Source organism: Gemmatimonadaceae bacterium (genome assembly GCA_036496605.1).
In the GTDB taxonomy this organism is placed as follows: domain Bacteria; phylum Gemmatimonadota; class Gemmatimonadetes; order Gemmatimonadales; family Gemmatimonadaceae; genus AG2.
In genome coordinates, this window is the sequence record DASXKV010000019.1 from 1 (window position 1) to 25,205 (window position 25,205).

The 25,205-nt window shown below is 64.3% G+C and carries 17 protein-coding genes; 5 read left to right on the forward strand and 12 right to left on the reverse strand.

Going from position 1 to position 25,205, the window contains the following annotated elements:
* Positions 1-715: 715 nt before the first annotated feature.
* Positions 716-1,828, reverse strand: a complete 1,113-nt coding sequence (locus tag VGH98_07085) for a metallophosphoesterase (protein HEY2375726.1) — start codon at positions 1,826-1,828, stop codon at positions 716-718.
* 83 nt (positions 1,829-1,911) lie between these two features.
* Complete coding sequence (locus VGH98_07090; protein ID HEY2375727.1) at positions 1,912-4,077, reverse strand: hypothetical protein; 2,166 nt, start codon at positions 4,075-4,077, stop codon at positions 1,912-1,914.
* A 65-nt stretch (positions 4,078-4,142) separates the two neighbouring features.
* Here VGH98_07090 and VGH98_07095 point away from each other — a divergent pair, with 65 nt between their 5' ends.
* Positions 4,143-5,612 (forward strand): carboxypeptidase-like regulatory domain-containing protein, encoded by a 1,470-nt coding sequence (locus VGH98_07095; GenBank protein ID HEY2375728.1) that lies wholly within the window; start codon positions 4,143-4,145, stop codon positions 5,610-5,612.
* Between the two features lie 12 nt (positions 5,613-5,624).
* Here the strand turns inward: VGH98_07095 and VGH98_07100 are convergent, their stop codons facing one another.
* Positions 5,625-6,131 carry an SRPBCC family protein gene (locus VGH98_07100; protein HEY2375729.1) on the reverse strand — a complete coding sequence of 169 codons (507 nt, stop codon included), beginning with the start codon at positions 6,129-6,131 and terminating at the stop codon, positions 5,625-5,627.
* Positions 6,124-6,441, reverse strand: coding sequence for a metalloregulator ArsR/SmtB family transcription factor (locus VGH98_07105; GenBank protein HEY2375730.1), 318 nt, complete (start codon positions 6,439-6,441; stop codon positions 6,124-6,126). Before VGH98_07105 ends, VGH98_07100 begins: the two co-directional genes overlap by 8 nt.
* Positions 6,442-7,177: 736 nt before the next feature.
* Here VGH98_07105 and VGH98_07110 point away from each other — a divergent pair.
* A complete protein-coding gene (locus VGH98_07110; GenBank protein ID HEY2375731.1) occupies positions 7,178-8,005 on the forward strand; it encodes an alpha/beta hydrolase in 828 nt (275 codons plus the stop codon).
* A gap of 13 nt (positions 8,006-8,018) precedes the next feature.
* Here VGH98_07110 and VGH98_07115 read toward each other — a convergent pair whose 3' ends face one another.
* The 4 genes from VGH98_07115 to aroF all read right to left on the reverse strand — a co-directional run bounded on the left by VGH98_07115 (position 8,019) and on the right by aroF (position 12,252).
* Positions 8,019-9,902 (reverse strand): gamma-glutamyltransferase, encoded by a 1,884-nt coding sequence (locus VGH98_07115; GenBank protein ID HEY2375732.1) that lies wholly within the window; start codon positions 9,900-9,902, stop codon positions 8,019-8,021.
* Positions 9,903-9,982: 80 nt separating this feature from the next.
* Positions 9,983-10,717 (reverse strand): hypothetical protein, encoded by a 735-nt coding sequence (locus tag VGH98_07120; protein HEY2375733.1) that lies wholly within the window; start codon positions 10,715-10,717, stop codon positions 9,983-9,985.
* A 177-nt stretch (positions 10,718-10,894) separates the two neighbouring features.
* Positions 10,895-11,182, reverse strand: a complete 288-nt coding sequence (locus VGH98_07125) for a chorismate mutase (GenBank protein HEY2375734.1) — start codon at positions 11,180-11,182, stop codon at positions 10,895-10,897.
* Positions 11,179-12,252, reverse strand: a complete 1,074-nt coding sequence (aroF, locus tag VGH98_07130) for a 3-deoxy-7-phosphoheptulonate synthase (GenBank protein HEY2375735.1) — start codon at positions 12,250-12,252, stop codon at positions 11,179-11,181. Before aroF ends, VGH98_07125 begins: the two co-directional genes overlap by 4 nt.
* 275 nt (positions 12,253-12,527) lie before the next feature.
* Here aroF and VGH98_07135 point away from each other — a divergent pair, with 275 nt between their 5' ends.
* On the forward strand, positions 12,528-15,023 hold the full coding sequence (locus VGH98_07135) for an ABC transporter permease (protein ID HEY2375736.1): 2,496 nt from the start codon (positions 12,528-12,530) through the stop codon (positions 15,021-15,023).
* Between the two features lie 28 nt (positions 15,024-15,051).
* Here VGH98_07135 and VGH98_07140 read toward each other — a convergent pair whose 3' ends face one another.
* The 3 genes from VGH98_07140 to VGH98_07150 form a co-directional block, all read right to left on the reverse strand.
* The gene (locus VGH98_07140) at positions 15,052-16,542 is read right to left on the reverse strand and encodes an efflux transporter outer membrane subunit (GenBank protein HEY2375737.1); all 1,491 of its coding nucleotides are present in this window, start codon (positions 16,540-16,542) and stop codon (positions 15,052-15,054) included.
* Positions 16,543-16,649: 107 nt separating this feature from the next.
* Positions 16,650-19,886: a multidrug efflux RND transporter permease subunit gene (locus VGH98_07145; GenBank protein HEY2375738.1), complete on the reverse strand. Its 3,237-nt coding sequence runs from the start codon at positions 19,884-19,886 to the stop codon at positions 16,650-16,652.
* Positions 19,883-21,028: an efflux RND transporter periplasmic adaptor subunit gene (locus tag VGH98_07150; GenBank protein HEY2375739.1), complete on the reverse strand. Its 1,146-nt coding sequence runs from the start codon at positions 21,026-21,028 to the stop codon at positions 19,883-19,885. Before VGH98_07150 ends, VGH98_07145 begins: the two co-directional genes overlap by 4 nt.
* Positions 21,029-21,391: 363 nt before the next feature.
* Here VGH98_07150 and VGH98_07155 point away from each other — a divergent pair, with 363 nt between their 5' ends.
* Both VGH98_07155 and VGH98_07160 read left to right on the forward strand, forming a co-directional pair.
* Complete coding sequence (locus VGH98_07155) at positions 21,392-22,666, forward strand: hypothetical protein (protein HEY2375740.1); 1,275 nt, start codon at positions 21,392-21,394, stop codon at positions 22,664-22,666.
* On the forward strand, positions 22,663-23,424 hold the full coding sequence (locus VGH98_07160; GenBank protein ID HEY2375741.1) for a hypothetical protein: 762 nt from the start codon (positions 22,663-22,665) through the stop codon (positions 23,422-23,424). Before VGH98_07155 ends, VGH98_07160 begins: the two co-directional genes overlap by 4 nt.
* Before the next feature lie 76 nt (positions 23,425-23,500).
* On the opposite strand, the gene VGH98_07165 is transcribed toward VGH98_07160, so the two are convergent.
* Positions 23,501-25,144 (reverse strand): amidase, encoded by a 1,644-nt coding sequence (locus VGH98_07165; GenBank protein ID HEY2375742.1) that lies wholly within the window; start codon positions 25,142-25,144, stop codon positions 23,501-23,503.
* Between the last annotated feature and the right edge of the window lie 61 nt (positions 25,145-25,205).

A 25,205-nucleotide genomic window follows, 5' to 3' on the forward strand; every position in this document is an offset into this window, starting at 1 on the left:
CATACACACTCCCCAGCTGATCAGTCGTTAGGCTGCTCGATGTGCTGCCGTGGACGTGGATGACACCGAGGGTCGCGCTCGTTCCGCGGGTGCGGCGAGCACGCCTCCGAGCGTGTGGCGCGACACCGTACCCGTTAGGCAACACGGGGATGGCGGCGCGGTACACCCGCTCTGGTTGTCTGGTTGTGATCGCTGAGCGTCCGGTCGTCGCAGGGGTGCAGCCAACTGCCGGCAGCGCGGATCGGGGCCCGCGATGCGCGTTACCGGCCGGCGATGGCTCGCCGGTCAGCGGCTACACGCTCTCTCTTCTCCCACGGCGCCCACACAGTCCCGCCGATGCCCGTAGCGACTTGCGTCTCCAATCGCTCAGAGCAGGCTCCGCATCAGTTGACCGAAGGTCACGGGGAGCGTCTCACACGGCAGCGATCGCGCCTCTCGGCGCTCGGGTCCTGCGGGGAAAGCCGCTCCGTGCACCAAGTAGCAGCACCTGTCATCCTGAGCGCAGCGAAGGATCTATTGCAGGCCGAGTAGATCCTTCGTCGCTTCGCTCCTCAGGATGACACTTAGTGCAGAAACCTCCCGACGCATTCACAAATTGAAAACATCATTGGGCGCGGAGCGTCTCTGGACACGGAGCCCGTCAGCGGTTTCAGCGCCGTGTCAGTGGTTTCAGCGGCCTCCGATGGCTTGACCTCGCGTAATGGTCGGTGCTCTCTCAATGGCACGTCCCACCGCCCGAGTCGCGGATGGTGTGATCGACAGCGACGAACGACCACGCGTACTGCCCGGCATCGAGCGCTAGCGCGAGTACGCCATGCACGGTGTTGATCAACACTTCGCTGTTCGGTTGCCGAACGCTCACATCGTAAAACTCGGCGCCGCCCGTACCGACAGTGAACTGGCGAATCCCTTTTGCCGGATCCGCGTTTCCATCGGGGTCCTGCGGCGCGAAGCGCTCATACATGTGATCGTGTCCGGAAACGACGACGTCGACTCCAGCGGCGTACATGATGTCCCACATCTTCTGCATCTGATACTGATCGCCGTGCATGCCGGAGCTGAAGCGCGGGTGATGGAAATACGCGATCGTGCACGTGGCGTTGCGATGTGCCGCGAGGTCGCTCGCTAGCCAGGTCTGTTGCGCGACGTCACCGGCACATGCGCGACCAGCTGCCGGCCCGGGCTGCGCGGGCATTGGTAGTTGAGGAAACCCTGGCGGAAACTCGGTGAGCTCCGGTGGCCAACAGAGATATTCCTGCGTCGTGCTGTTGATGACCACCACGTGCCAACTTCCGAGATCGTAGCTGTAATATCCGAGCGGCGGGTGGCTGCGCCGACCGAAGTACTGGAAATAGCCGAGCGCGCCCGGCGTCAGGTATTCGTGATTCCCCGTCGCCGGACGCGTGCGATCGCGAAGATGGCCCCACGTCGGTTGGTAGCAACCGGCGTAGTCTGCCGGAGAGCCGAATTCGTAGGCGTTGTCGCCGACGGCCATGACCGTTGCGCCGGGCATCGCGTCCAGGAGACGCGCGGTTTGCGCTGCGGGATTGTCGGGACCAGGCCTCTGGAATTGAGTGACGTCCTCGCCCGGATAGCATCGAGCGATGTCGCCGGCGCCCGCGAGTACTGCCGGATCCCCGGTGCGCGGAGCCTTCCGGTGGTGGAGATATCGATCCAGCCACGCGCCGGGATCGCGCTCGATCGTCGAGCGCGCCTGCACAACGCTGGTGTCGGGGTGCAACGGACGAGTGGGCGTGTGGTCACGACAGGCGCCTAACGTGATGGCGCAGAGTGCCGACGCGGCGACTCGGAGGATTGCAGCACGCACGTGCCACCTCGCTGATGCTTGGGACGTGGACCTCGAGCAGAGGTGTAGGTGTCCGCAAGCGCTGCACCACAAGGCGTCCAGCGCTACTGCAAGTCGATCCGGGTAACCTTCGTCCACGCGAGACTCTCGAACGCCAGTGCCCATTGGCCGGATGGCGACACGAACACGCGATTCGCGCTGATGGGAATCGAGCTGCGCGCCAGCATCACGTGATCCGCGACGCGCGCCGTGCTCAGCGTCTGGCCTGCGCCGAGGTAAAGTGTGGACCCGTCGGGAGAGATCGCGGTCGTCGGGAGAAGATGAACGATCGCGTCGGGCGTCCAGGCGATGTGCATGCCGGCATCGAGAAGGTACTCGCCGCGCGCGATATGGGTCCCAGTTGCATCGACGCTGACGCCGTACTGATCACTTGCGATACCGTTGGCACACGTCGTGAACGTGTCCGACGACGCGTCGTAGCGACTGGCACATGTCCACTCGAGGAAGAAAAGGTGCGAGCGATCGGACGTGCGGCCGCTGAACATCGTCCAATACGGACCATTCGTACTGAGCGCGCGGGCGTCGCTGCGGATGCGCTGCGCGCCAGTCGTGAGATCGACCTCCACTGTCTGGTCGTTGTGCGCCGTCATGTTATTCAGCATGACGAACATCTTGTTGTTCGATGCAATACGCAGCCCGGTGGGCGCGACAGGCACTCCGGGGTAGAGCGCCGTCGTATCGAGAACGGACAGCTTGATCCTGCCTAACGGCGCATTCGCGTTCGTGAGGTCGACGACGCCGATCTCGTTCTGCGCCGGGAGCGTGACGTAGAGCGAGTCGCCGCTGAGCGCGACGTCCATTCCCGCGCCGGCGCCGGGCAGGGTGATCGGCGCCTGCATCGTCATCGTCGTCGGCGAGAACACTACTATATGATTGTCCGTGAACAGCTCCACGTACATCAGGTCGTGCTTCGGGTCGTAGACGATGTCGTTGATCCCGTACTGCGACGATAGCGAGAGTGGCGTCGTCGCCGGACGATTCACAATCGGGTAGAAGACAATGCTGTCCGATTGTGACGTGACCGTCTGACTCACGTTTCCGCCGGCGTCGCGCGCGTAAGCGGTGAGCGTCGGTGTTCCGACCCATGTTGGGCCCACCGCGAGGTTGATCGTCCAGCTCTGCGCGCGCACCCCCGGTGTCGCGGGGAGCGAGTCGCGCACGTTGACCGGCGCGCCGATCTGATAGACGACCGAGCCGAGTGCGGCGTCGTCGTAGGCGCTCACCGTCAACGAGATCGTATCGCCGACAGCGTATTGTCCGCTCAGAGCGTTGCGGCCGGTGATGCTGAAGGCCGAGACGACCGGTGGCGTGCGATCGACGTACTCGAGCTGCGTCTCGAGCGACCTCGACGAGCCGATCAGCGCGGCGTCGAATGCGCGAACCGAGATGGTGATCGGGATGCCTGGTGTCGCGCCGTTAGGCACGACGAACCTGGCGACGCGATTGACCGACGTCGCGAGGTGCTCGCCGATCACCTGCTCGCTCTTGAACGCGCCAGTGACGTCGACGACGGTGACCCAGACACCGCTGCTACCGGTTTCCTGATAGGAAACACTCAATGTGTCACCGACGCGAACTTCGCCCGTCATGTTCGGCACGCTCAGCTGCGTGATCGTTGGCACGACCGCGCCTTGCGGTGTCGGTCCACAGGTGATGCGCGTGCTGGCGAGTGACGTTTGGCCGCCGGTGACCTGATAGCCGAAGCCGAGCGATGCTTCGAACGGCGCACCGGCGTACAGATGCCATCGGGTGTGCTGGGTCTCGCCTCCCGCGATCGTCGCACCGCCAAACGCGCCCTGCACCTCCGATTGAGGATTGCCCGTGCTATCGACCGCTGTGCTGCGATCAGGGCCGATGTACCATAAGGTTCGTGAATCCAGCCAGGTGGCGGTGCCGTTCCCGGTCGCCGTTGCGGTCACGTCGAAGATGCACTCGATCTGGGGGCCGTTCGGGGTGTCGCTGATGATGGGCGTCGGCGGCGCGTCGAGCGTCAGCGTAACGACGAGCGGCTTGTCGGGCGCGGTGGTGTCACGACATCCGACGACCGCGACGGCTAGCGCGACGGCGACGGCCTTTGAGCGGCTTATCGACACGGTAAAGTTGCTTCTCGTTTTGCGGCCGACGCCAATCTGCGACGTGGACCGGCACCGGTCCAGTTCCACGACGACGACCAGAATGTCCCGCTGGCGCAAACCATGTACCAAGCGCATTCTTGCCCTCGACGCTGCCCGCGATGCCGTGAGGCAGCGACCCCGCCGTTCATTAAAGCCTTCTCATGAAAAGCCGCCTCCCGATACTCGGCCTCGCAGGGCTGTCCGTCCTCGCCTGTACGCCGCCGTCGCAGCACACCTATATCGCCCCGTCGAACGACAATGTCGTCCAGACGACCGAGGTGAACGACGCCAATCCCCCCACGCATCTGGTGTACGTCGAGAATCACTCGACCGTGCCGGTGATCGTGTTCGCGATCATCCTCACCAATTGCGAGAATGTGAACATCGAGTGCGGCGCCAAGCGAACGAACACGCGCATCGACGCTGGAAGCCGGGCGATGCTGGCGCGAATCGAGCCGAAAATGGTCGATCGCGCCTCGAACTATTCGTTCGGCTTCAGCTGGCGCCCCGACTCGTCCTACGGGAAGGCGGCGTTGAACGCGCTCGCGGAAAGCGGCGACGAGGCGGCTCGCGTTCGGCTCGCGGCGATGCAGCACGCGGACTCGCTGCGGAAGGCCGAGGAGGGGCCGCACTACAACGAGCTGTCGCGGACGGATTACCCGATGATTGCCGGCAAGGTCGCGGGGATGCGCGCGTACCCCGAGTCGCTGGTCATCGCGCCGGGCGAGCGCGCGAGCGTCGAGCGCATTCGCCTTCTGCTCGTCGACAGCGCCGGGGTCGTGCTTGGGATGACGCGGTGGGTCCGCTGGCGCATCGGCATGGGCGCAGTGCAGTTCGTGCCGCCGGACATGCTGATCGCGAAACGGCCCGGTCGCACGGTGATTCACTACAGCCTCGCCGACGAGCCACAGCAGATGCTCGGCGCCCCGGTACCGGATCTCGACTACGCGGTCGTCGCCGCGTATCCGCCGGACGCGCACGCCCCGATATTCGAAGGCCGCGCGGTGGACGCGGACAGCAAGTCGCTGCTCGCCTGCGCGTCGGTGGCGCTCGAGGACAGCGCGCAGAATGTCGTCGCTCGTGGGCGCACCAGCGTGGGCGGCACCTTCGCGCTCAGCGCACCGCGCGCTGGCACGTATCGGGTGCGCGTCGAGACGCGGGGCTGGAGCCCCGTCTTCGGCCCGAACGAGCTCGCGAAGCCCGACGAGGACAGACAGCATGAGTATCTGGTCAAATTCAGTGAACAGATGCTCATGCCGCGATACATGCGCGACCCGGACGAGATGGAGCACGCGCACCCGGTCTCGCTACGAATGGAGGCGCCGACGGGCCCAAAGAGGGGGAGGGGCGCTGCACCGATCGTGAGCAGCGTGACGCTCGGCGGCTCGGAAGCGATGCCGATTCTCGGGATCGTCGGCCGCGCGCCGACGGGGACGCAGTGGATGCAGTTCGTCGTCGATTCGACTGGTCAGGTCGATCAGAAGTCGATCACGCTACCGTCGGGCACCGATCCGCGCGCGTTGACGAGTGTCACGTCGGTGCTGCCGCGAGTTCGCTTCGCGCCGGCGCGTGAAGCGGGGAAGCCGGTGTGTGAGTTGTTGAGGATGCAGGTGAACTTCAGTAGCCGTTAATGTCGTGCGCAATTACCCGATCGCTGAGGCGCGCGCTACCTCAATTGCCTGCGCCTCGCCGGCGGCCGCGGTCTCGGGCGCCGAGACGGCGAGCGGCCGGCCCGTCTCGAGGAGCGACTTGAGACTCGCAATCGCCTTTGGCCAACCCATCGAGATGCCTTTCAACACACCCGAACCGTCGCGGAGCTCGTCGTGGATGACCGTCAGTTTCACCTCGCCGCCTAACGGCTCTAGCTCGAACGTGACCTTGGAGTAGCCCTCGCGCCGGAGCGCGTCGTCGAACTCGACGCGCCAGGTGAAGACGAGTCGCCGCGGCGGATCGGACTCGAGCACTTCACCGCTGTCCGAGAGAGCACCGTCGCGGCCGATGTAACGCACCGGGGCACCCACGGCCCAGGTCGACTCGACCTTGCGACCGAACATATAGCGTTCCGTAAACTCGGCGGTCGTCAACGCGGCCCAGAGTCGCTCCGGTGTCGTCGCGATGTAGGTGACGTAGACGAAGCTTGGCTTAGTCATGTTCGGCTTCCTCCAATGCGCGCTTGAGATCGGCGAGTGCCGTTAGGCGCGACTTCTCGTATTCCCCGATCCACCGACGCATGATCTCGTGAATCGGCGCGGGATTGAGATAGTGCAGCTTCTCGCGTCCCTGCCACACGGTGACGACGAGATTCGCCGCCTCGAGCACCGCGAGGTGCTTCGTGACAGCCTGCCGCGACATGTCCAGATGATCGCCGAGCTCACCCAGTGTCTGCCCGTTGTTCGCGCGCAACTTGTCGAGCAACAGCCGCCGGTTGGGATCGGCGAGCGCTTTGAACACCTTGTCCATTGAGCGCGTTAATATGCAACTCTTTGGTTGCCTGTCAAGAGTGTTTCGTCAGTGGTACCTTACAGCACGCATCCGTCGGATGAGGCTTCTACCCCGGGAGATTTATTTGATCGACGACATCGACGACCTGTTGCCGGACGGAACGACGTTGTGATCAGGATCCATGCGGCAGCGGTTACCGCGAGCGACGTCTTCATCAGAAGGGATTCCTCCGACGCGGCGCGTCATGCGCCCGGACCACACCTGTAGCGATGTCCGCCACTTCGCGCTGGTGCGCGACCACCATATGCCTCGCAGTCGCGACCGTGGGACTCCCGTCATGGTCAGCGGGACAAAAAGCGCGATCTGCCACTGGTGGGCCGAGCTTCGCTCTTGCGCCTTGTCATCTCCAGGCTGTAAACGGCGACGGACGCTGCGGGACGTATTGGGTGTACGAGAACAGAAATCTCGTGCATGGCCGGCGCATTCCGCTTCTCGTCATCGTACTGCCGGCGCGCAATGGTCATCCACATGCGGACCCGATGTTCCTCGTCTCGCCCGGCGGCCCAGGGACGACAAATAGTGAGCAAGGACTCGTCATCGGCTGGAATGCGTGGTGGCGCGACGATCGCGACGTCGTGCTCGTCGATCTGCGCGGGACGAGTGGTCCCAATCGTCTCGACTGCACACTCCCCGGATCGAACGACCATCCTGCCGGCTACCTCGAAACGCTGTTCCCGCACGACGCGATCGCGCAGTGCCGGGATGCATTGTCGAAGGCGTCGCGCCGCCGTCACTCAGAAATCCGCTGCCACACGCACGCGCGGCGCAGGACGCACTCGATTCGATCCTGGCGGCGTGCGCACGGAGGGATGCCTGCCATCGCGCGTATCCCGACGGAAGGGCCGACCTCGACTCGATCCTCGCGCGCCTGCGCCACGCTCCCGCGAAGGTCGGCATCCCCAACGCAGCTGCCGGCACCGACACCACTCAGCTCCGCTGGCAACAGTTCGCCGAAGCGCTACGGGTCATGACGTACCGCGTGCCGACGCTCGTCGCCGTCCCCAAACTCCTGCATCAGGCGGCCAGAGGGGACATGACCGCGTTCGCGCTCGCGGCAATAACCTCCAATAGAGGATTGCGGTCGCTGTTGCGCTTTGGCTTCCTGCTGTCGATCACGTGTAGCGAAGATGTACCGCGGATTCGGGAAGCGGAGATTCATTCAGCAACGAGGGACACATATCTCGGGGATTCCCGCGTGCGCGAGCAGATCGGCGCCTGCGCGCAATGGCCGCACGCGCCGGTGCCCTCGGACTACGGCGCCCCGATTCGATCGAGCGTCCCGGTCTTCCTCCTCTCCGGTGCGTGGGACCCCGTGGCGCCGCCGAGCTATGGGGCCGACGCGGCGCGGTACCTCACGAACAGCATTCACGTCATCGCGCCTGGCGCGCACGTTCCGACGGGACCCTGCGTCGTCGCGATGGAGCGGGCGTTCCTGGCCGCGGCGTCGCCTAACGGTGTCAACACGGGCTGCGTCGCGACCATGACCCTTCCGCCATTCATCGTCGACTCGATCTCCTCGTGACCACGCGAGCTCGTTACCACGCGATCCCGTAATCCTCGCCGTTGTTGCTCGAGCCACCCCACATCGTGTGGTGCTTCATGTCGAGCAGGATGGCGTTGATGGGGCCTGACGTGCGCTCACCGATCTGCAGCGTGTACCCCATGGCTTGCAAGGCAGTTCGTGTCTCCATGGGAGTCGACGAACTAATGAGGATTCGGCCCGGGCGCGACTCATGTTGTCCAAAAGACGATCGCATCTGGTAGCTGTTGATGTTCGGCGCCTCGACCGCCTGCTGCGGCGTCATTCCCCATTCGACGACGTTGAGGAAGAACTGTAGCAAGTTCTGATCTTGTGAATCGCCGCCCTGCACCGAGAAGCAGAGGAATGGCGCGCCATCTTTCATGGCGATCGTCGGCGTCAACGTCACGCGTGGCCGCTTGCCTGGCTCGATGACATTGAACGGGCCATCCTTCGCGTCGGTGACGAAGCTCTGCGCGCGCTGGCTCAACCCGATCCCCGTGCGCCCCGCGATCACCGCCGGCACCCAGCCGCCGCTCGGCGTCACCGAGACGACCCAACCGGCCGAGTCAGCCGCCTCGATCGAGGTCGTACCGCTGTAGAAAGATTGAATGAATGCTGAATCGGCAGGTGGAACGTCCTGTTGGCCGCTGCGGCGTACCGTGTCGCCATTGGTCGACTTCCATTCGGCCAGCAAGTTGGCAAAGGGGTTGGTACCGTTCTGATATGGATACGGGTCTCCCGGCTTGATGTTCGGGTCGTTCTTCGTCCAGTCGATCGTTGCATAGCGAGCCTTCGCGTAATCCTTCGACAGCAGTCCCTTCGTTGGCTCCTCCGGCGGGAAGTACGGGTCGCCGTAGTAGAAGTCGCGATCGGCGAAGGCGAGGCTCATCGCCTGGTAGAGCGTGTGGATATACTTCGGCGAGTTGAAGCCCATCGGCTTGAGGTCGGCGTTCTCGAGAATGTTCAACGCCTGGAGCATTGCTGGACCCTGCTGCCAGAAGGGGAGCTTGTAGACGGTGATTCCCTTGTATGTCGTGCTCACGGGCTCCTCGATCCGGACTTTCCAATTCGCTAAATCCTGAAGCGTGAAGAGCCCACCGTCCTCCTGCACCCCGCGGACGATCTCGCGCGCGATGTCGCCTTTGTAGAACCGATCGTACGCGGCATAGATCGCCTGCTTGCGCGTCTTCCCCTGCTTGCGCGCCGTGCGCTCCGCGTCGACGAGCTTGCGCCACGTCGACGCGAGATCCTTCTGCACGAATACTTCGCCAGGCTCTGGTGCCTCTTTCGCCTGGCCCTGGTGCGTCAACATGATCGATGGCGAGTACTTCCACTTCTTGATCCAGTCCTTGTCGTGCTCGATGGTGTTGGCGAGCTGCGCCTCGATCGGATAGCCATCGGCCATCTGGATCGCCGGCGCGAGAACTTCCGCGAGCGACATCGTACCGTACTCGGCGAGCATGACCATCAGGCCGCCGGGCGTTCCCGGCGTGACCGCGGCGAGCGGCCCGTACTCCGGCGGATATTTATAACCTTTCGAATGATAGAATTCGGCAGTCGCTCCGCTTGGTGCGACGCCTAACGCGTCGATGCCGATGACCTTCTTCGTCTTCGGGTTATAGATGAGGGCCTGCGTCTCGCCGCCGCACGACAGCGTATCCCACATCGTGCATCCCGCGGCGAGCATGGCCGCGGTGGCGTCGACGGCGTTGCCACCCTTCGCGAAGATGATCGCGCCGGCGGTTGCCGACAGCGGCTTGCCGGTGATCGCGAGCCAATGCTCCGCGTGGAGGGGCGGCTTCTGCGTGCGGCGCGGGATCTGAGCGTTGGTCTGCTGTGCGCCGGCAGTCATCGACGCCGCAGCCACGAGAATCGCCGACAGACGCGTAATTGACATCGAACTTCCCGGGTTGATGTTAGGCTACGATGCTGTGCACACCAGATCCTTCGCTGCGCTCAGGATGACACACTCTCGTGTCATACTGAGCGAAGCGAAGGATCTTCTTTCATTTCTTTTTTACTCAATTGTCCGGCGCGTTCGACAAGGCCACTAACGATCGATCGGGTGCGCTTCCGCCAGCGGTCGGCCACGCCGTGCCAGAGGACGCGCGCGCTGACCACGGTTCCCGCAATCGCCGAAGCGGCGACGATACCACTTGCGAGCAATGCGCTGTTGGTGACGTTGATCGCGATCGCAACACCGCCGAGTGCGGCGAGAAGGCCGATGCCGACGCTGCCGAAGCCGATGAGGACGGCCTGATCGAGCCGCTCCGTCGTTAGGGCGATGCGAGTTCCGTCGCCCCGCGGACCCATCGTGAGGATCGACGCGCCGAGACTGGAGCGCGCGCGCCATTCGACGCCGTCGAAGACCTGGTGGACCTCGCCGTGTAGACCAAGCTCGGCGCGCGCCTGATCGAGAAGCTCACCGATCTCGTCGGGCGTCAGTTTGCGAGGGACGCTCTGCTCCTCGCGAAAGCGCGTCGGGGCGCCGAGCCAACCGGTACGCGGGCGAGGACGCTGCAGTTCGGCCACCGCTTCGGCGACGAACTCCGCATCGATCCCGACCTCGGCGGCGATGTCATTTATCTCGGCGAGCGAGCGCTGAATGCCTCGACCGTCCGCGCCTTCCTGCAGCTCGGCGGCGCGCTTGAGGATGAGCGCCATCTCCTGCTCGGAAAATCGCGGAGAAGACGTGGGGAGTTGCTCGGGCATGACGAGAGAATATGCGACACAAGCGCCGAGCGGGGCAACGAGGATGGCTCAGGCTGGTAGGTCAGGCTCGCCGGACCACAGGCCCTCGGGATGTCTCAGGGACCTGGCACGGCGTCCGTACTCGATAGGTGTGCCGTTCACGTCTTCGTCATTGGAGCCGGTCCAAACAATCGTCGATCACTCATCGACCTGCACCGCGCGCGAGAGTCCGATCACATGCCAAAAAATGTCTCGGACTTTCTCGTCACTGAGCCCAGCGTCTCTCGCAATCCCGGCCGCGCGGCGGATGACCTCCGCTTCGCGAGCCGGATCGAGCGTCGGCAGCCCCGCGACCTTCTTCATCGCACCGATCTCCTTGCTCAGTGCGACGCGCTTCGCCAGCAGCCCGACCAGCTCGCGGTCGAGCGCCTCGATCTGCTGACGACATTTGCCGAGCGCGTCGAGCGCCGTATCGGGTGAGGTCATGCTGCGGCTCCCGTCGCGTCGTCGCGCGATCCACCTAACGAGCGGCCGGCGGCCTCGGCGAACGCGGCCAGGCGCGCCATGAGCGATCGGAATCCCTCGAACGACAGCGATTGATCGCCGTCAGACAACGCATTGGCGGGATCCGGATGAACCTCGATAATGAGTCCGTCGGCGCCAGCCGCGATGGAAGCGAACGAAAGTGGCGCGACGAGATCGGCGACGCCGCCGGCGTGACTCGGGTCAACGATCACCGGCAGGTGCGTCTCGCGCTTGAGCACCGGAACGGCGGCGACGTCGAGGGTATTCCGCGTCGCCTGCTCGAAGGTCCGGATCCCGCGCTCGCACAGCACCACGTCGCGATTTCCCTGCGCCATGATATACTCGGCGGCCATGAGTAACTCCTTAATGGTCGCCGAAAGACCACGTTTAAGTAATATGGGCCGCTTGACGCGACCGAGCTCCGACAGCAACGAAAAGTTCTGCATGTTGCGCGCGCCGACCTGGAGCATGTCCGCGTGCTCGGCGACGCTGTCGATCTGACGCGGGTCCATCACCTCGGTGACGACCGGCATGCCCGTGCTGCGTCGCACCTCGGCGAGCATTTTGAGCGCCGTATTGCCGAGACCCTGGAATGCGTAGGGGGAGGTGCGCGGTTTGAACGCCCCGCCGCGGAGCATCACGCCGCCTGCGTCGCGCACCGCTTCGGCGCTCTCGCGCAACATTTCAGGTCCTTCTACCGAGCAAGGGCCTGCTATGACGGCGATCGCTCGCCCGCCGAACGCAGCGACGCGGCTCGGGTGCGAGGGATCGTCGCCAACGCGCACGATGGTCGGCGCCGCCGCGAACTCGCGCGACGCGAGCTTGTAGGGCTTGAGCACCGGCACGACGTCCTCGACGCCGGGCATCGAACGCAGCGGGACCTCGGCGAGCAGCGATTCGTCGCCAATGCAGCCGATGATGGTGCGCTCGACGCCGCGCGAGAGATGGGTGCGCATGCCACGTTGCTCGATGCGCTCGCGAATGGCGTCGAGCTCGGCGTCGGAGATGTTCGCGCGGGTGATGATGATCAAGGGACTAGGGACTAGAGGAATACGGCCTAGTACAAAAAAGCGGCCCGGAGGTCCGGGCCGCTTGGAGATTCGTGTGTGCTAATCGACTACCTGGTCGTGCGCACGCCTCCACTGTCGGCCCCGGAAAGGGTCGCATAGTAGTAATAGCCGTAATACTTGGCGCGGATCGACATGGGCCGAGAATAGCACACCGGACGCATCCCGGTCAAGAGGGCGAACCCCAGGAGTGGGCGGTGTGTTATTCTCTCCAGGGCAGGCCGAGCTCGAGGAGTTCCATGATAGAGAATCAAGAAGTGAGATACGTCCTTCGCTCTCTGCGGCGATCGCCGTTGTTCACGACGACCGTCGTGCTGACGCTCGCGCTCGGGATCGGTGTGACGACCTCCATTTTCGGCATCGTGAACGCCGTGTTGCTGCGACCGTTGCCGTATCCGGACTCTGACCGGCTCGTCGAGCCGTATCACACGCTGCTTGCAATCGGCATCCCCACCGCAGCGCAATCGCGCGGGACGTACTTCCACTATTCGCGCACTGTCCATTCGCTGCAGTCGATCGCGGCATCGTCTCCGACGACGGTGAATCTCGCCGACGCAAGCGCCACCAGCGAACCGGAGCGCATCAGCGCCGCCCGCGTCACCGCCAATCTGCTGACGACGCTTCGCGTGCTGCCGGAGCGCGGCCGCGGATTTACGGCGAACGAGGATCTGCCTAACGGCGCTCGCGTCGTACTGATCGGCGACGGTCTCTGGCACCGCCGCTTCGGCGCCGACCCTTCGATTCTTTCGCGCGACATCCGCATCGACGGGAACATCTATCGGATCGTCGGGGTGATGCCCTCGAGCTTCCACTATCCGGATCCACTGGTCGAGCTCTGGGTGCCGATGCAGCTCGACCCGGCTGCGCGTGACGCCCAGGGCTTCGGCATCGTCGGGGTCGCGCGTCTCGCACCCAACGCGACGATCGCGAGCGCCGAGCGGGAGCTCAACACGCAGCTGACGCGGCTGCCGGAATCCTACCCGAACATCTATCCGGGCTTGCCGACGGACAAGCTGTTGGCGCAGGCGAGCGCACGGGCTGCGGTGCACTCACTCCGCGACAGCGTCGTCGGCAATTTCGCCAGCATCCTCTGGGTCGTGGCGGCGACGGTCTGTCTCGTGCTCGTCGTCACCTGTGCGAACGTCGTGAATCTCCTGCTGGTTCGCTCGCAAGGACGAGCGCGAGAGGTCGCGGTGCGTGCCGCGTTAGGCGCGAGCCGACGCCGCCTTCTGGCGCTGTTCGTGACCGAGGCAGCGGTCCTGGCGACGGGTGGTGCGATCGTTGGCCTTGGAATCGCGGAGCTCACGACCCAGCTGCTCCTGCGTGCTGGCCCGACGACCATTCCGCGCTGGGACGAGATTGGAGTGGACGGCACCAGCTTCGCGTTCACGTTAGGCATCACGATACTCGTGGCGCTCACCTGCAGCGTCTTCCCGGCACTGCGGTATCGGTCGATGCGATTCACCGCGCTGCTCCGCGAGGGAGGACGCACGGGCACGGTCGGCCGCGAGCGACATCGGGCACAACGAACGCTCATCGTCATCCAGGTCGCTCTGGCGTTGCTGCTTCTGGCCGGCTGCGGGTTGTTGACGCGCACGGTGTCCCAGCTGAGCAAGGTCAAGCCAGGCTTCGATCCTTCGCAGACATTGGCTTTCGCTGTATCGCTGCCGGCTGGACAGTTCCCGAGGCTGGCGATGGCCTCGCAGTTCTACCTCGACGTGATGGATCGGCTGCGTGCACTCCCTGGCGTCGAGGCGGTGGGCGCGGTGTCGAAGCTTCCGCTGCGAGCAGCGTCGCCTCTCGTCCCGGTCTATCTGGAACACTTTCCCGTCGCGCCGGGAACACTGCCGCATGTATTCCCCTTTCCGGTCGCCAGCGCCGGATACTTTCAGGCGATGCACATTCGCTTGCTCGCAGGCCGGTTGTTTCCGGATCGGTTGCCGACAGCCGCGCCGCAAGAAGTCGTCGTAAGTAGAGCGTTTGCTGAACAGTATTGGCACGACTCGACCGGACGCCGCGCGCTAGGCGAACGCCTCAAGGTCTCTACGTCCGAGACGGTGCCCTGGTCCACCGTCGTCGGCGTCGTCGAGAGCGTTCGCGACACGTCGCTCGCCGGACCGCCCATCGCCGAGGTCTACTCTCCTCTCCGCCCACTCGACCCGGCGACGGCCGACAGCCTCGCGCCCTTCACGCCGCGCGTGATGAGCATTGTGGTGCGGGCGAGCGGTGACCCGCTGACGCTTGCATCGGCCGTACGGCGGCAGGTGTTCGCCCTGAACGCGAGCGTTCCGATCTTCGACGTGCAGCCGATGACTGCCGTCCTCGAACGAGTCTCGTCGCAGACGCGGTTCGCGTTATTGGCGCTCGGTGCCGCGGCGGCGATCACGCTCGTGCTCGGCGCGCTCGGGCTGTATGGCGTGATCGCCTATGTCGTGAGCCTGCGCACGCGCGAGCTCGGCCTCCGCATGGCGTTAGGCGCCGAGCCGTCGGCCGTGCTCGGGCTCGTGCTACGCGACGGCGTCACCCTCGCGGCCATCGGCATCGTGGCGGGGCTCGCGGCGTTCGCAGTGGTCGGGCGATTTCTCCGTGGGTTGCTGTTCGGCGTCGCGCCTGACGATCCAGCGACGCTGCTCTCGGTCGTGGCGGTGATCGTGCTGGTTGCCGCGGTCGCGAGCTGGCTGCCCGCGTGGCGCGCGTCGCGCATCGATCCGCTGGAGGCGCTGCGCCTCGAGTGATGCGCGTCCTCCAGTCGTGGCATGCGACTCAGCGCCGCGTTGCCGGCGCCGTGCCGACCCAACTGCCGCCGAGCGCCTTGTACAGCTGCACCGCTGCCGTGAGCTCACCGAGCTGCGCCTGACTCGCCGCGAGCTCGGCGCCGAAAAGACTGCGTTGCGCGTCGAGCAGATCGAGGTAGCTCGACAATCCTGCCTCGTAGCGCACGGTCGCGAGCTCGAGCGCCTTTCGCAACGCGTTCGCTTGCGTCGCCTGCGCCACCGCTTCGTCGCGCGCTGTCCGTACTCCGACGAGCGCGTCGTTCGCTTCGCGCACCGCGTTGAGTGCCACGGACTCGTACGATGCTCGCGCCTGAGCCGCTCGCGCACGCGCCGCGGAGGACACGTTCGCGAGTCGCGCGCCGTCGAAGAGCGGGAACGAGATGCCGACGAGTGCCTGATACACACGTGTCTGGCCCCCGAAGAGATTGTTCGGGAGCCCTGCTTGACTGCCCGTTGTGCCGGCGATGCTGAACGTGGGCCAGCGCGCTGCGTCCGCGACGCCGATGCGCGCCACCGCCGCCGCATACGATCGCTCGGCCTGCACGATATCCGGACGACGCGTGAGCAGCGCCGCCGGAATCGAATCCGGCACGACGAGCGTCGAGACGGCGGCGCTGAGCGTGGTGCCGCGTGGAATCGCGGCGGGTCCTTCGCCGAGTAGGACGTTGAGGTTGTGCTCCGTCTGCGCGCGCGAGCGCTCCGCCTGCGCGAGCGTGACGGCCGGCGCCGCGACCTGCGCCTCGAACTGCCTAACGTCGAGCTCCGACGTCAGACCCTGCGAAAAACGTTGCCGGGCAATGTCGAGCGTGGTCTGGCGCGTGCTGAGTGTACGCTCGGCTATGGTCTTTTCCTGATCGAGCTCGAGAAGCTGCAGATAGCTCGAGGCGACATCACTCACGAGCGAGAGCGCGGTCGCGCGCTCGCCGGCCTCCTGCGCGCCGAGGTCGGCGCGTGCGGCCTGGACGCCGCGACGGATCCGGCCCCAAAAATCGAGCTCCCAGGCGAGGTCGGCGGTGAAGCGCGCCGCGCGATACCCCACCGGCGGAAACGCGCCTAACGCGATCTGATTCGTGCTCTCACTCCCGTTGAGGCTCAGCGACGGCAGCTGCGAAGCGCGCGAGATGCCGACGTCGGCACGATACTCGTTGATCCGAGCGACGGCACCCTGCAGGTCGCGATTCTGACGCAACGCGACGTCGATGAGCGAGACGAGAGTCGAGTCGTGAATGATGTCGATCCACGCGGCCGAGGTCACCGTATTCATGCTCAAGGCAGGACGCGGCGCGATCTCGGTCTCTTCGGGCGTGATGTCGCGCGCACGCTCGACCGCGAGCGAGTCGAAGAAGTGCTGTGCGGAATCACTCAACCGCGCCGCGCCAACGCGTTCCGATGGCGCGATCACGGTTTCGGGATGGTATCGCGGCCCCATCGAGCATGCGGTCAGCGTCATCGCGAGGAGGGCGACGACGCCGCGTGTCATCCTGAGCGAAGCGAAGGATCTACCGTCCGTAGTCAATGGCCAGCCACTAGCAAGCGACAGTAGATCCTTCGTCGCTTCGTTCCTCAGCATGACAACAAGAGGGCGTTTCATGCGCGCTCCGTTGCGACAACGTGCGCCGGTTCGCGTTCGGACAGCGGCGACGTGAGCGGCGCGGCGATGGGCTTCGCCTGACGCGGCCCGCGTCGCTCCGCCAATCCACGAATGATCCGGAAGAAGAGCGGGATGAAGAAAATCCCGATCGACGTCGCGAAGAGCATCCCGGCAAACACGCCGGTGCCGATCGAGTGCCGGCTCGCCGCGCCTGCACCGGACGCGATCATCAACGGTAGCACGCCGAGAATGAATGCGAAGGACGTCATCAAGATCGGACGCAACCTCTCGCGCGCCGCTTCGATAGCCGCCTGACGAATGTCTAGTCCCTGATCCCTAAGGTGCGTCGCGAACTCGACGATGAGGATCGCGTTCTTCGCCGCGAGTCCCACGACGGTGATCAATCCGACCTGGAAGTAGATGTCGTTAGGCTGCCCTCGCAGCCAGATCCCGAGCAGCGCGCCGAGGACGCCGAAGGGCACGCCGAGCAGGACGGCGAATGGCACCGACCAGCTCTCGAACTGCGCGGCGAGCACGAGGAACACCATGATCAGCCCGAGGACAAACACGATACCCGCGGCACCACTCGACACGCGCTCCTGATACGACTGACCAGAAAACGAGACGCCCAGGCCCGCGGACCCGAACTGATTTCTGATCACGTCGTCGACTTCCGACAAGAGCTCACCGCTCGAGTGACCTTGCTTCGGCGGCCCGGTGAATTGAGTGGACGTGAAACCATTGAAGCGAGTGATCACGGTCGGCGCGCTCCGGAAGCTCGTCGACGTGAGCGCCGAGATCGGCACCATCTGGTTGTTGGTGCCGCGCACGTAGAGGCGGCCGATGTCGTTAGGCGATTGGCGGTACTGTTCGGCGGCATTCGCCTGCACGCGATAGGTCTTGCCGAACAGGTTGAAGTCGTTGATGTACAGCGACGACAAAAAGGCTTGAAGGGTAGCAAATAAGTCCGTGAGATTCACGCCGCGCGCCTTGGCCGCCGTGCGATCGACGGTCACGTACACCTGCGGCACATTCGCACGAAAGGTCGAGTTCAGGCCGCCGGACGCAGGCAGCAGATTCACCGCCTGACGAAACTCGTTGACGTGACCGGCGAACTCCCGAATGTCCTGACCATTTCGATTCTGCAGGTTCAGCTCGACGCCGGCGGTCACACCAAGGCCTGGCACCTCCGGGAGATTGAAGCCGAAGGCGTTCGCATCGCGCATCGCAAATAGCTTCCCGTTGATGCGCGCCGCGATCGAGTCGAGCGCGTCGTGCTTCGTGCGCTTGTCCCACGGCTTCAGGTTCATGAACACCGTAGCCGCGTTGGTGGTATTCGACTGAGTGAGCAGATCGAGGCCGACGAGCGCGACGATGTTCTGCACCGCCGGCTCGCTGCGAATGATCTTCTCCACGTTCGAGACGACCGCCACCGTGCGCTGTAGCGACGCCGCGTCCGGCAGCTGGATCGACATCGCCATGTAGCCCTTGTCTTCCGTTGGAATGAAAGCAGTCGGAATCCGCGTCCATAGGACGCCGGCAAGAGCGATCAGGATCGCAAAGGCGCCGAGCCATGCCGACGGACGGCCCAGCACGGAGTCCACCGCGCCCACGTAGCGATTGGTGCCGCGCGCAAAGACGCGATTGAACCAACCAAAGAATCCCGTCGTGTGCGTCTCGTTGGTCTCCGTGAGCAGCAGCGCACACAGCGCCGGCGTCAACGTCAGCGCGACGAGCCCCGACAACACGACGGCGATCACGATCGTCATCGCGAACTGTTTGAAGAAGGCGCCCGTCACCCCGCCGATGAACGCGACCGGCACGAACACCGAGCAGAGCACGAGTACGATCGCGATGAGCGCGGCCCCGACCTGGCGAATCGCTTTGTCCGCGGCGAGTCGCGGCGACAGCTTCTCCGTCGCCATGATGCGCTCGACGTTCTCGATCACGACAATCGCGTCGTCGACGACGATGCCGATCGCGAGCACGAGACCAAACAGCGTCAGCACGTTGATTGACATGCCGAACGCAAGCAGACCGAGGAACGTGCCGATGACGCTCACAGGAACGGCGAGCATCGGGATCAGCGTCGCGCGCCAGCTCTGCAGGAACAGGAAGACGACGAGCGTCACGAGGATCATCGCCTCGACGAGCGTGATCGCCACTTCCTTGATCGACGCGCTGACGAAGGGCGTCGTGTCGAAGGGCAGCGCCGCGGTGATCCCCTGCGGGAAGCTCGTCTGCAGCTCATTCAATCGCTTCTGGACGGCGTCCTTCACCGCGAGCGCATTCGCGCCGGGACGCGTGTAGAGAAGGGCGAAGGCGGTCGGTACGCCGTTGAGCCGCCCCTGCAGATCGTAGCTCCGCGCGCCGAGCGTCGCTTTGCCGATGTCGGAAAGCCTGACGATCGAACCGTCCGGGCGTGCACGGACTACTATGTCGTCGAACTCTTTGGGAGTCGTTAGGCGACCGAGGGTAGTGATTGGTAGTGTCAGCTGCGTGCCGGGGGGAGACGGCTCTGCCCCCAAGCGGCCAGCGGGATTGGTCGCGTTCTGCTCGCGGACGGCGGCAGCAACATCGGTCACCGTGATGCCGAGCTGCGCCATCTTCTCCGGATCGAGCTGGAGAATCATCGCGAAATCGCGCGCCGGGAACGGCGTCGCGTCGCCGACGCCCGGTACGCGCTTCAGCTCGTCGAGCACGTTGAGCTTCAGGTAATTCGCGAGGTACGTCGCGTCGTAACGCGGATCCGTCGAGTGTAACGCAACCACGGCGAGAATATCCGTATTCGCCTTGAGAATCGTTATGCCATTCGTGCGCACCGCGTCCGGCAGCTGCGGCTCAGCGAGCTTCACGGCATTCTGCACGTCGACCGCGGCGAGATCCTGGTTGCGCGAGACGTCGAAGGTGACGGTGATGTTGGTCGAACCGTCGCTCGCGTTCGACGACGAGTAGTACAGCATCCCCTGCAGACCGGCGAGCTGCTCCTCGATCGGCGCGGCGACTGCCTGGGCGGCGTCTTCGGACGACGCGCCCGGATAGTTCGCCTGGATACGCACCGCGGGTGGCGAGATCTGCGGGTAGCGCGCGATGGGCAACAGTCGAATCGCGAACAGACCGAGCAGCGTGATGACAATGGAGATCACCGCCGCGAGCACAGGGCGACGAATGAAGAAGTACCTGATCTCTTCTTTCTCACCGTGGCCGTTCGGCGAGTAGACCGTATTGCTCACGACTTCACCTTGCCCTTCGCTGCCGACGAATCGATCGGCATCGGCCTAACGACTCGCCCTGGTGCGATCTTCTGAATGCCGTCGACGACGACGCGATCGCCGGACACGAGACCGGAATCGATGAGCCAGAGGCCGCCGCCGCTCCACTGACCCGGATTGACGTCACGCGCGACGACGGTGTCGCCCGCGCCGACGACGTACACGAACTGACGCCCCAGACCTTGCTGGACGGCGCGCTGCGGAACGGCGAGCGCACTCGAGCGCGCGAAGCCCTCGAGCCGCACCCGCACGAACTGCCCCGGCAGCAATCGACGATCACCATTCGTGAACTCGGCGCGGAATTCCTGCGTGCCGCTCGCCGAGTCGAGGGAGGGCGACATGAAATTGATGTGTCCAACGCGCGGAAGGAGCGAGCCGTCTGGTAATACGACGCGCACACCGATTCCGTTTGTGCTCCCGGTGCCGTTGCTCACGTTCATCGCGCCTGTCGCGAGCAGCGCCCGTGATTGGGGATCGCCCTGCCAGGCCAGCAGCTGCTGCGACGACGGGTGGAAGGTGACGTAGATCGGGTCCAGCTCATCAATGGTCGTCAGCAGATCCGCGGACCCGGTGACGCGTGCACCGAGCTCGAGACGCGCGCGTCCGACCTGACCGGATATCTCCGCGCGAATGACGGTGTCGTCCAGGTCCTTCTTTGCGGCGTCCACCGCGGCCTGCGACGACTCGAGCTCGGAGCGCGCGTTGTCGACGTCCTGCTGCGCGACGGCGTGCCTCGGCACGAGCGGCTCGAGTCGCGCGAGCGTGCGCTTCGCGTTGTCGAGACGCGCGACGGCACTGCGATAGGCCGCGTCGTACTTCACGACATCCAGCTTGTAAAGAATTTGTCCCTTCTGGACGAAGCTCCCTTCGGTGAACGGCCGCTCGGTGACGATGCCTTCGACGCGCGAGCGAACCTCGACGCGCCGGTACGGCGAGACCTGGCCGACGAACTCGTATGCCTCGGGAATGCTCGTGGGCGTAACGGTGACTATGCCGACCTGGGCCGGCGGCGGAGCAAATGGTTTCGCGGGTTTACTGCATGCTGACGCGCCATACAGGACGACGATGGCAAGCGCGGCGGACCGCGCGAAGGGGCTGATCATGCTTCTCGGCAATTCGAAGGGAGTGGGGTGGGCCCTCTGTAATGTGGTGCTCGGGGCAAGTGCGTGGGTAGAGGGCTGAGGGCTGCGCGTAGAGGGCAGAGGGCAGTGGGTGGTTGGTCGTTGGTGAGTCCGAAGCACCGAATGACCAACAACCAACAACCAGCAACCAGCAACTCGGTCACCACCCACGCCCGAAAACAAGCCGCACCGGGTAGGTCACTACCGCCGAGTCAATTTATAGATCGCTAATCCGGTGATGCAACGCACATCGGTCATTTTACGCTCTTTTGCTCAGTGAGCGGTGACTCGTCACCCTCAGAGCAACTTCCTTCTAAACCCCTCCTCCCACCCGAGGGCGACTCAATGTTCGAATCGTTCGCGGAACTCTTTCCCGCAAACTGGCGCCCGGCGATCCTGATCCTGACCGCGCCATTCCGCTGGTTGGCAGCATGGCAAGGCCTTATGCTGCGATGGATCTTCGGCCACCAGCAGTCGGCCGGTTTCATCGCCGGCGAGGCGCTGCTGATCATCCCGATACTGCTCATCTGCGCCGGTACGTGGAGTAGCGCGGCGTCGCTCTACACGGTGCCCTTCCGCTCGGGACGCGGCCGCTTTCTCACCTTGCTGCTCATGACGTGGTGGGACGCGGGTCGCTGCATCCTGTTCTTCTATACGGGAATGGTACGCGTTATCGTCGCCTTTCTCGGCTGGATCATCGGCGCGGTGCGCTTCGGCCTGCGCATGATCAAGAGCCTGATCATCGGACTCGTTAGGTCACCGATCACGTTGATCCAGAATTCGTCGCGAGCCTATTTCGAGGCCGGCGGCATGCCGTGGGTGGCGTTCCTGATTCTCATGCTGTGGTCGGCCGTCGAAGCGACGATCTTCACCTTCACGCTGACGCCGACGCTCAAAGAGGTCTTCGACAGCCTGACGGGCACCGAAGTGAGCCCGCGAGTCATGCAGCCGCTGCTCTGGGTCTTCCTCTTCATGCTCGTCGCCGGCAGCTTCGCCTGCGTCCATGTGATGACAGAGGCGATCAAGCAGAAGAAGATCGGCAACATCGTCTCGATGGTCATCGTCGAGAGCGCGGTCATGTTCTTCGAAGTGATGTTCCTCTACCGCGAGCTCATCGATGCGATCACACCATGGATCGCGCAGCAGTCCGGCGGTACGGTGCAGTTAGGCATTGGCGCGACGATTCTACTGGCGTCGTTCGGCTGGATGGGCGTACGCGGTATGACGTGGTTCCTCTTCGGCCGCTTCGGGACGCCCGCGTTGATCGCGATCCTGTCGCGCCAGAACCCGGAGCGTGGCAACGCGCCGACCGTGAAGCATCACGACGCGCCGGAGCTCTGGCGCGCGCCGATCGAGGCGCTCAAGGCCGAGACGAAGTGGTTCCACGAGGAAGCACGGCGAATGTTCGAGCTGCTGTCGCTCCCCGTGCTGCAGCTCTTCGCCTCCGCGCTCAACTTCGCGGTGGTGGTGGTGCAGTCGCGTCCGATGTTCATGCTGCCATTCAAATCGCTCGACGACGTGCTCCACGCGACGCCCGGAGCGTCTGGCAAGCCGGAGCTGTCGGGCCGTTTCGCCGCGGGTATGCGCACGCCCCGTGATCCAATGGCGAGGGCCTCATGAGAAAGAATCCTATTTGTCGGGCGACAACGCTGCTGGCGTTGGGCGTTCTCGCATCCTGCGGCGGCGCGCCGGACGGCGGAGGGGCGAAGACCATTCCGCGCTCGACGCTCGTCATCGGCATCGACGTCAGCGGCTCATTCGGAAAGAACTACGAGAGCTCGATTGATTTCACCGCGAATTACATATACGCTCACATCCACGGCCTCGGCGGTCTCAAGCAGCCGACGGCGGTGTTCGTCGGTTCCATTGGCGGCGAGCATCCGCAGGAGACCAAGTCCTTCCAGCCGATCGACACGTTCGAGCACATGAGCGTCGCCGAGATCGCGCGATATCTCCGCAAGGAATATCCGAATCGTGACGGCCTCACCGACTTCAACCCGTTCTTCAATCGCGTCGCGACACTCGTCACGCGGCAGAATCTCGTGCTCGCGCCGCTCAATATCGTACTCGTGACCGACGGCGTCCCCGATACGCCGGCGGCGAAGAACGACAGCCTCGGCAAGTACAAAAAGATCGACGTCAGTAAGCTCGAGTACCTGTCGAAGAACGTCACGGTGCGCGTGCTCTACCCGCGGCCGACGATTGCGGTGCGATGGGAGAAGCAGGTCCCGCGTCACCGCGTGCGCATGTGGACGGTCGACGACGAGGTAATGGCGACGTGGAAGACGCACTACCACGCCGGTGCCTCCTCTGAGAGTCAGACCGAGCTATGGCAGTGGATCAATGACAATGTGGATTTCCGGGTGAGGAGCATTTAGGGCAGAGGGCAGAGGGCGGCGGGCTGAGGGTGCTACCCTCTACGCTCTGCCCTCAGCCCTCGGCCCACTCTACCCTCTACGCGTTCAGCGTCGCTGTCGCCGCAAACGTCGGCGGTCGGCGCATCTTCGACGCCTGCTCGTAGGCATAAGCAAGTTTTAACAGCGTCGGCTCGCTCCAGGCACGTCCGCAGAACGACAATCCGACCGGCAGACCCTGCACCAACCCCATCGGCACCGTGATGTGCGGATAGCCGGCCACCGCCGCGGGTTGGGTGAAGCTCCCGCCGCCGCCGGCGTCGCCGTTCACAAGATCGATCAGCCACACGGGGCCCTGCGTCGGCGCGACGAGCGCATCGAGGCGGTTTTTGGCCATCACCGCGTCGATGCCTTCCGTCCGCGCGTAGCGAAGGCATTTCGCACGTGCCGACGTGTACTTCGAGTCGGTCAGCGGTCCCTTCTTCTGCGCCTGCTCGAAGAGCTCCTGGCCGAAGTACGGCATCTCGCGCGCGGCGTTCTGCTCGTTGAATTGAATGAGATCGGCCAGTGTCTTGTAGGGAGCACTCGGGCCTAACGACGCGAGGTACGCGTTGAGATCCGTCTTCAGCTCATAGAGCAGCACCTCGAGCTCGGCGTCGCCAATCTTGGCAATACTTGGCAGATTCGCGGGATCGACGATCGTCGCGCCCGAGTGCTTCAGGACATCGATCGCCTGTTCGACGAGTTTATCCGTCTTGGGGCTGTAGCCCATGAACGTTTCGCGGACGATGCCGATTCGCGCGCCGCGCAAGCCGCCTGCGTCGAGAAACTTCGTATAGTCGGCGTAGGATTTTCCCGCGCTCGCTTTCGTCGCGTCATCTCGTGGATCCACGCCCGTGAGTGCGCCGAGGAGAATCGCCGCGTCTCGAACGGTACGCGTCATCGGGCCCGCAGTATCCTGCGAGTGCGCGATCGGGACGATGCCCGAACGTCCAACCAGACCCACGGTCGGCTTGATTCCCACGAGACCGCACGCCGCGCTCGGCGACGTCACCGATCCGTCGGTCTCGGAGCCAATCGCCGCGGCGCAATAACTCGCCGCCACGGAGCCGCCGGAGCCCGAGCTCGACCCCGACGTGTTCCGGTCGAGCGCGTACGGATTCTTCCCTTGGCCGCCACGGCCGCTCCACCCGCTCGACGAATGGGTCGATCGGATATTCGCCCATTCGCTGAGATTCGTCTTTCCTAAAATCACCGCGCCGGCCGCGCGCAGTCGCTCGGCGACAAACGAGTCGCGCGATGGAATCGAGTCTTTCAGCGCGAGCGAGCCTGCCGACGTATGCATGCGATCCCCGGTATCGATGTTGTCCTTGATCAGGATCGGAATGCCGTGTAGCGCTCCATGGATCTTTCCCGCTTTGCGCTCGGCGTCACGCTGGTCGGCAATCGTTAGGGCATCGATATTCAACTCGAGAACATGCTGCAGCATCGGCCCCTTCTGATCGAGCGCGCCGATGCGCATGATGTATTGTTCGACGAGCGAGCGTGCTGTGTACTTCCCCGACTGCAAACCGCTCTGCAGGTCGACAATCGTCAGGTCGTCGAGTGGTCCCAGCGGCGGACGTCCTGCGTCGAGCAGCGCACGCGGTGGGATCTGTGTAGCGCGTGACTTCTCGAGCCTGGTTACGGCAATGGCGGCGGAAACTCCAACGAACGCGCGGCGGGAGAGGGCTTCGTCGGACATGTCAGGAGGGGCTCGGGTCTAGGGGCTAGGGACTAGGGTAGTTCCTCTAGCCCCTAACCTC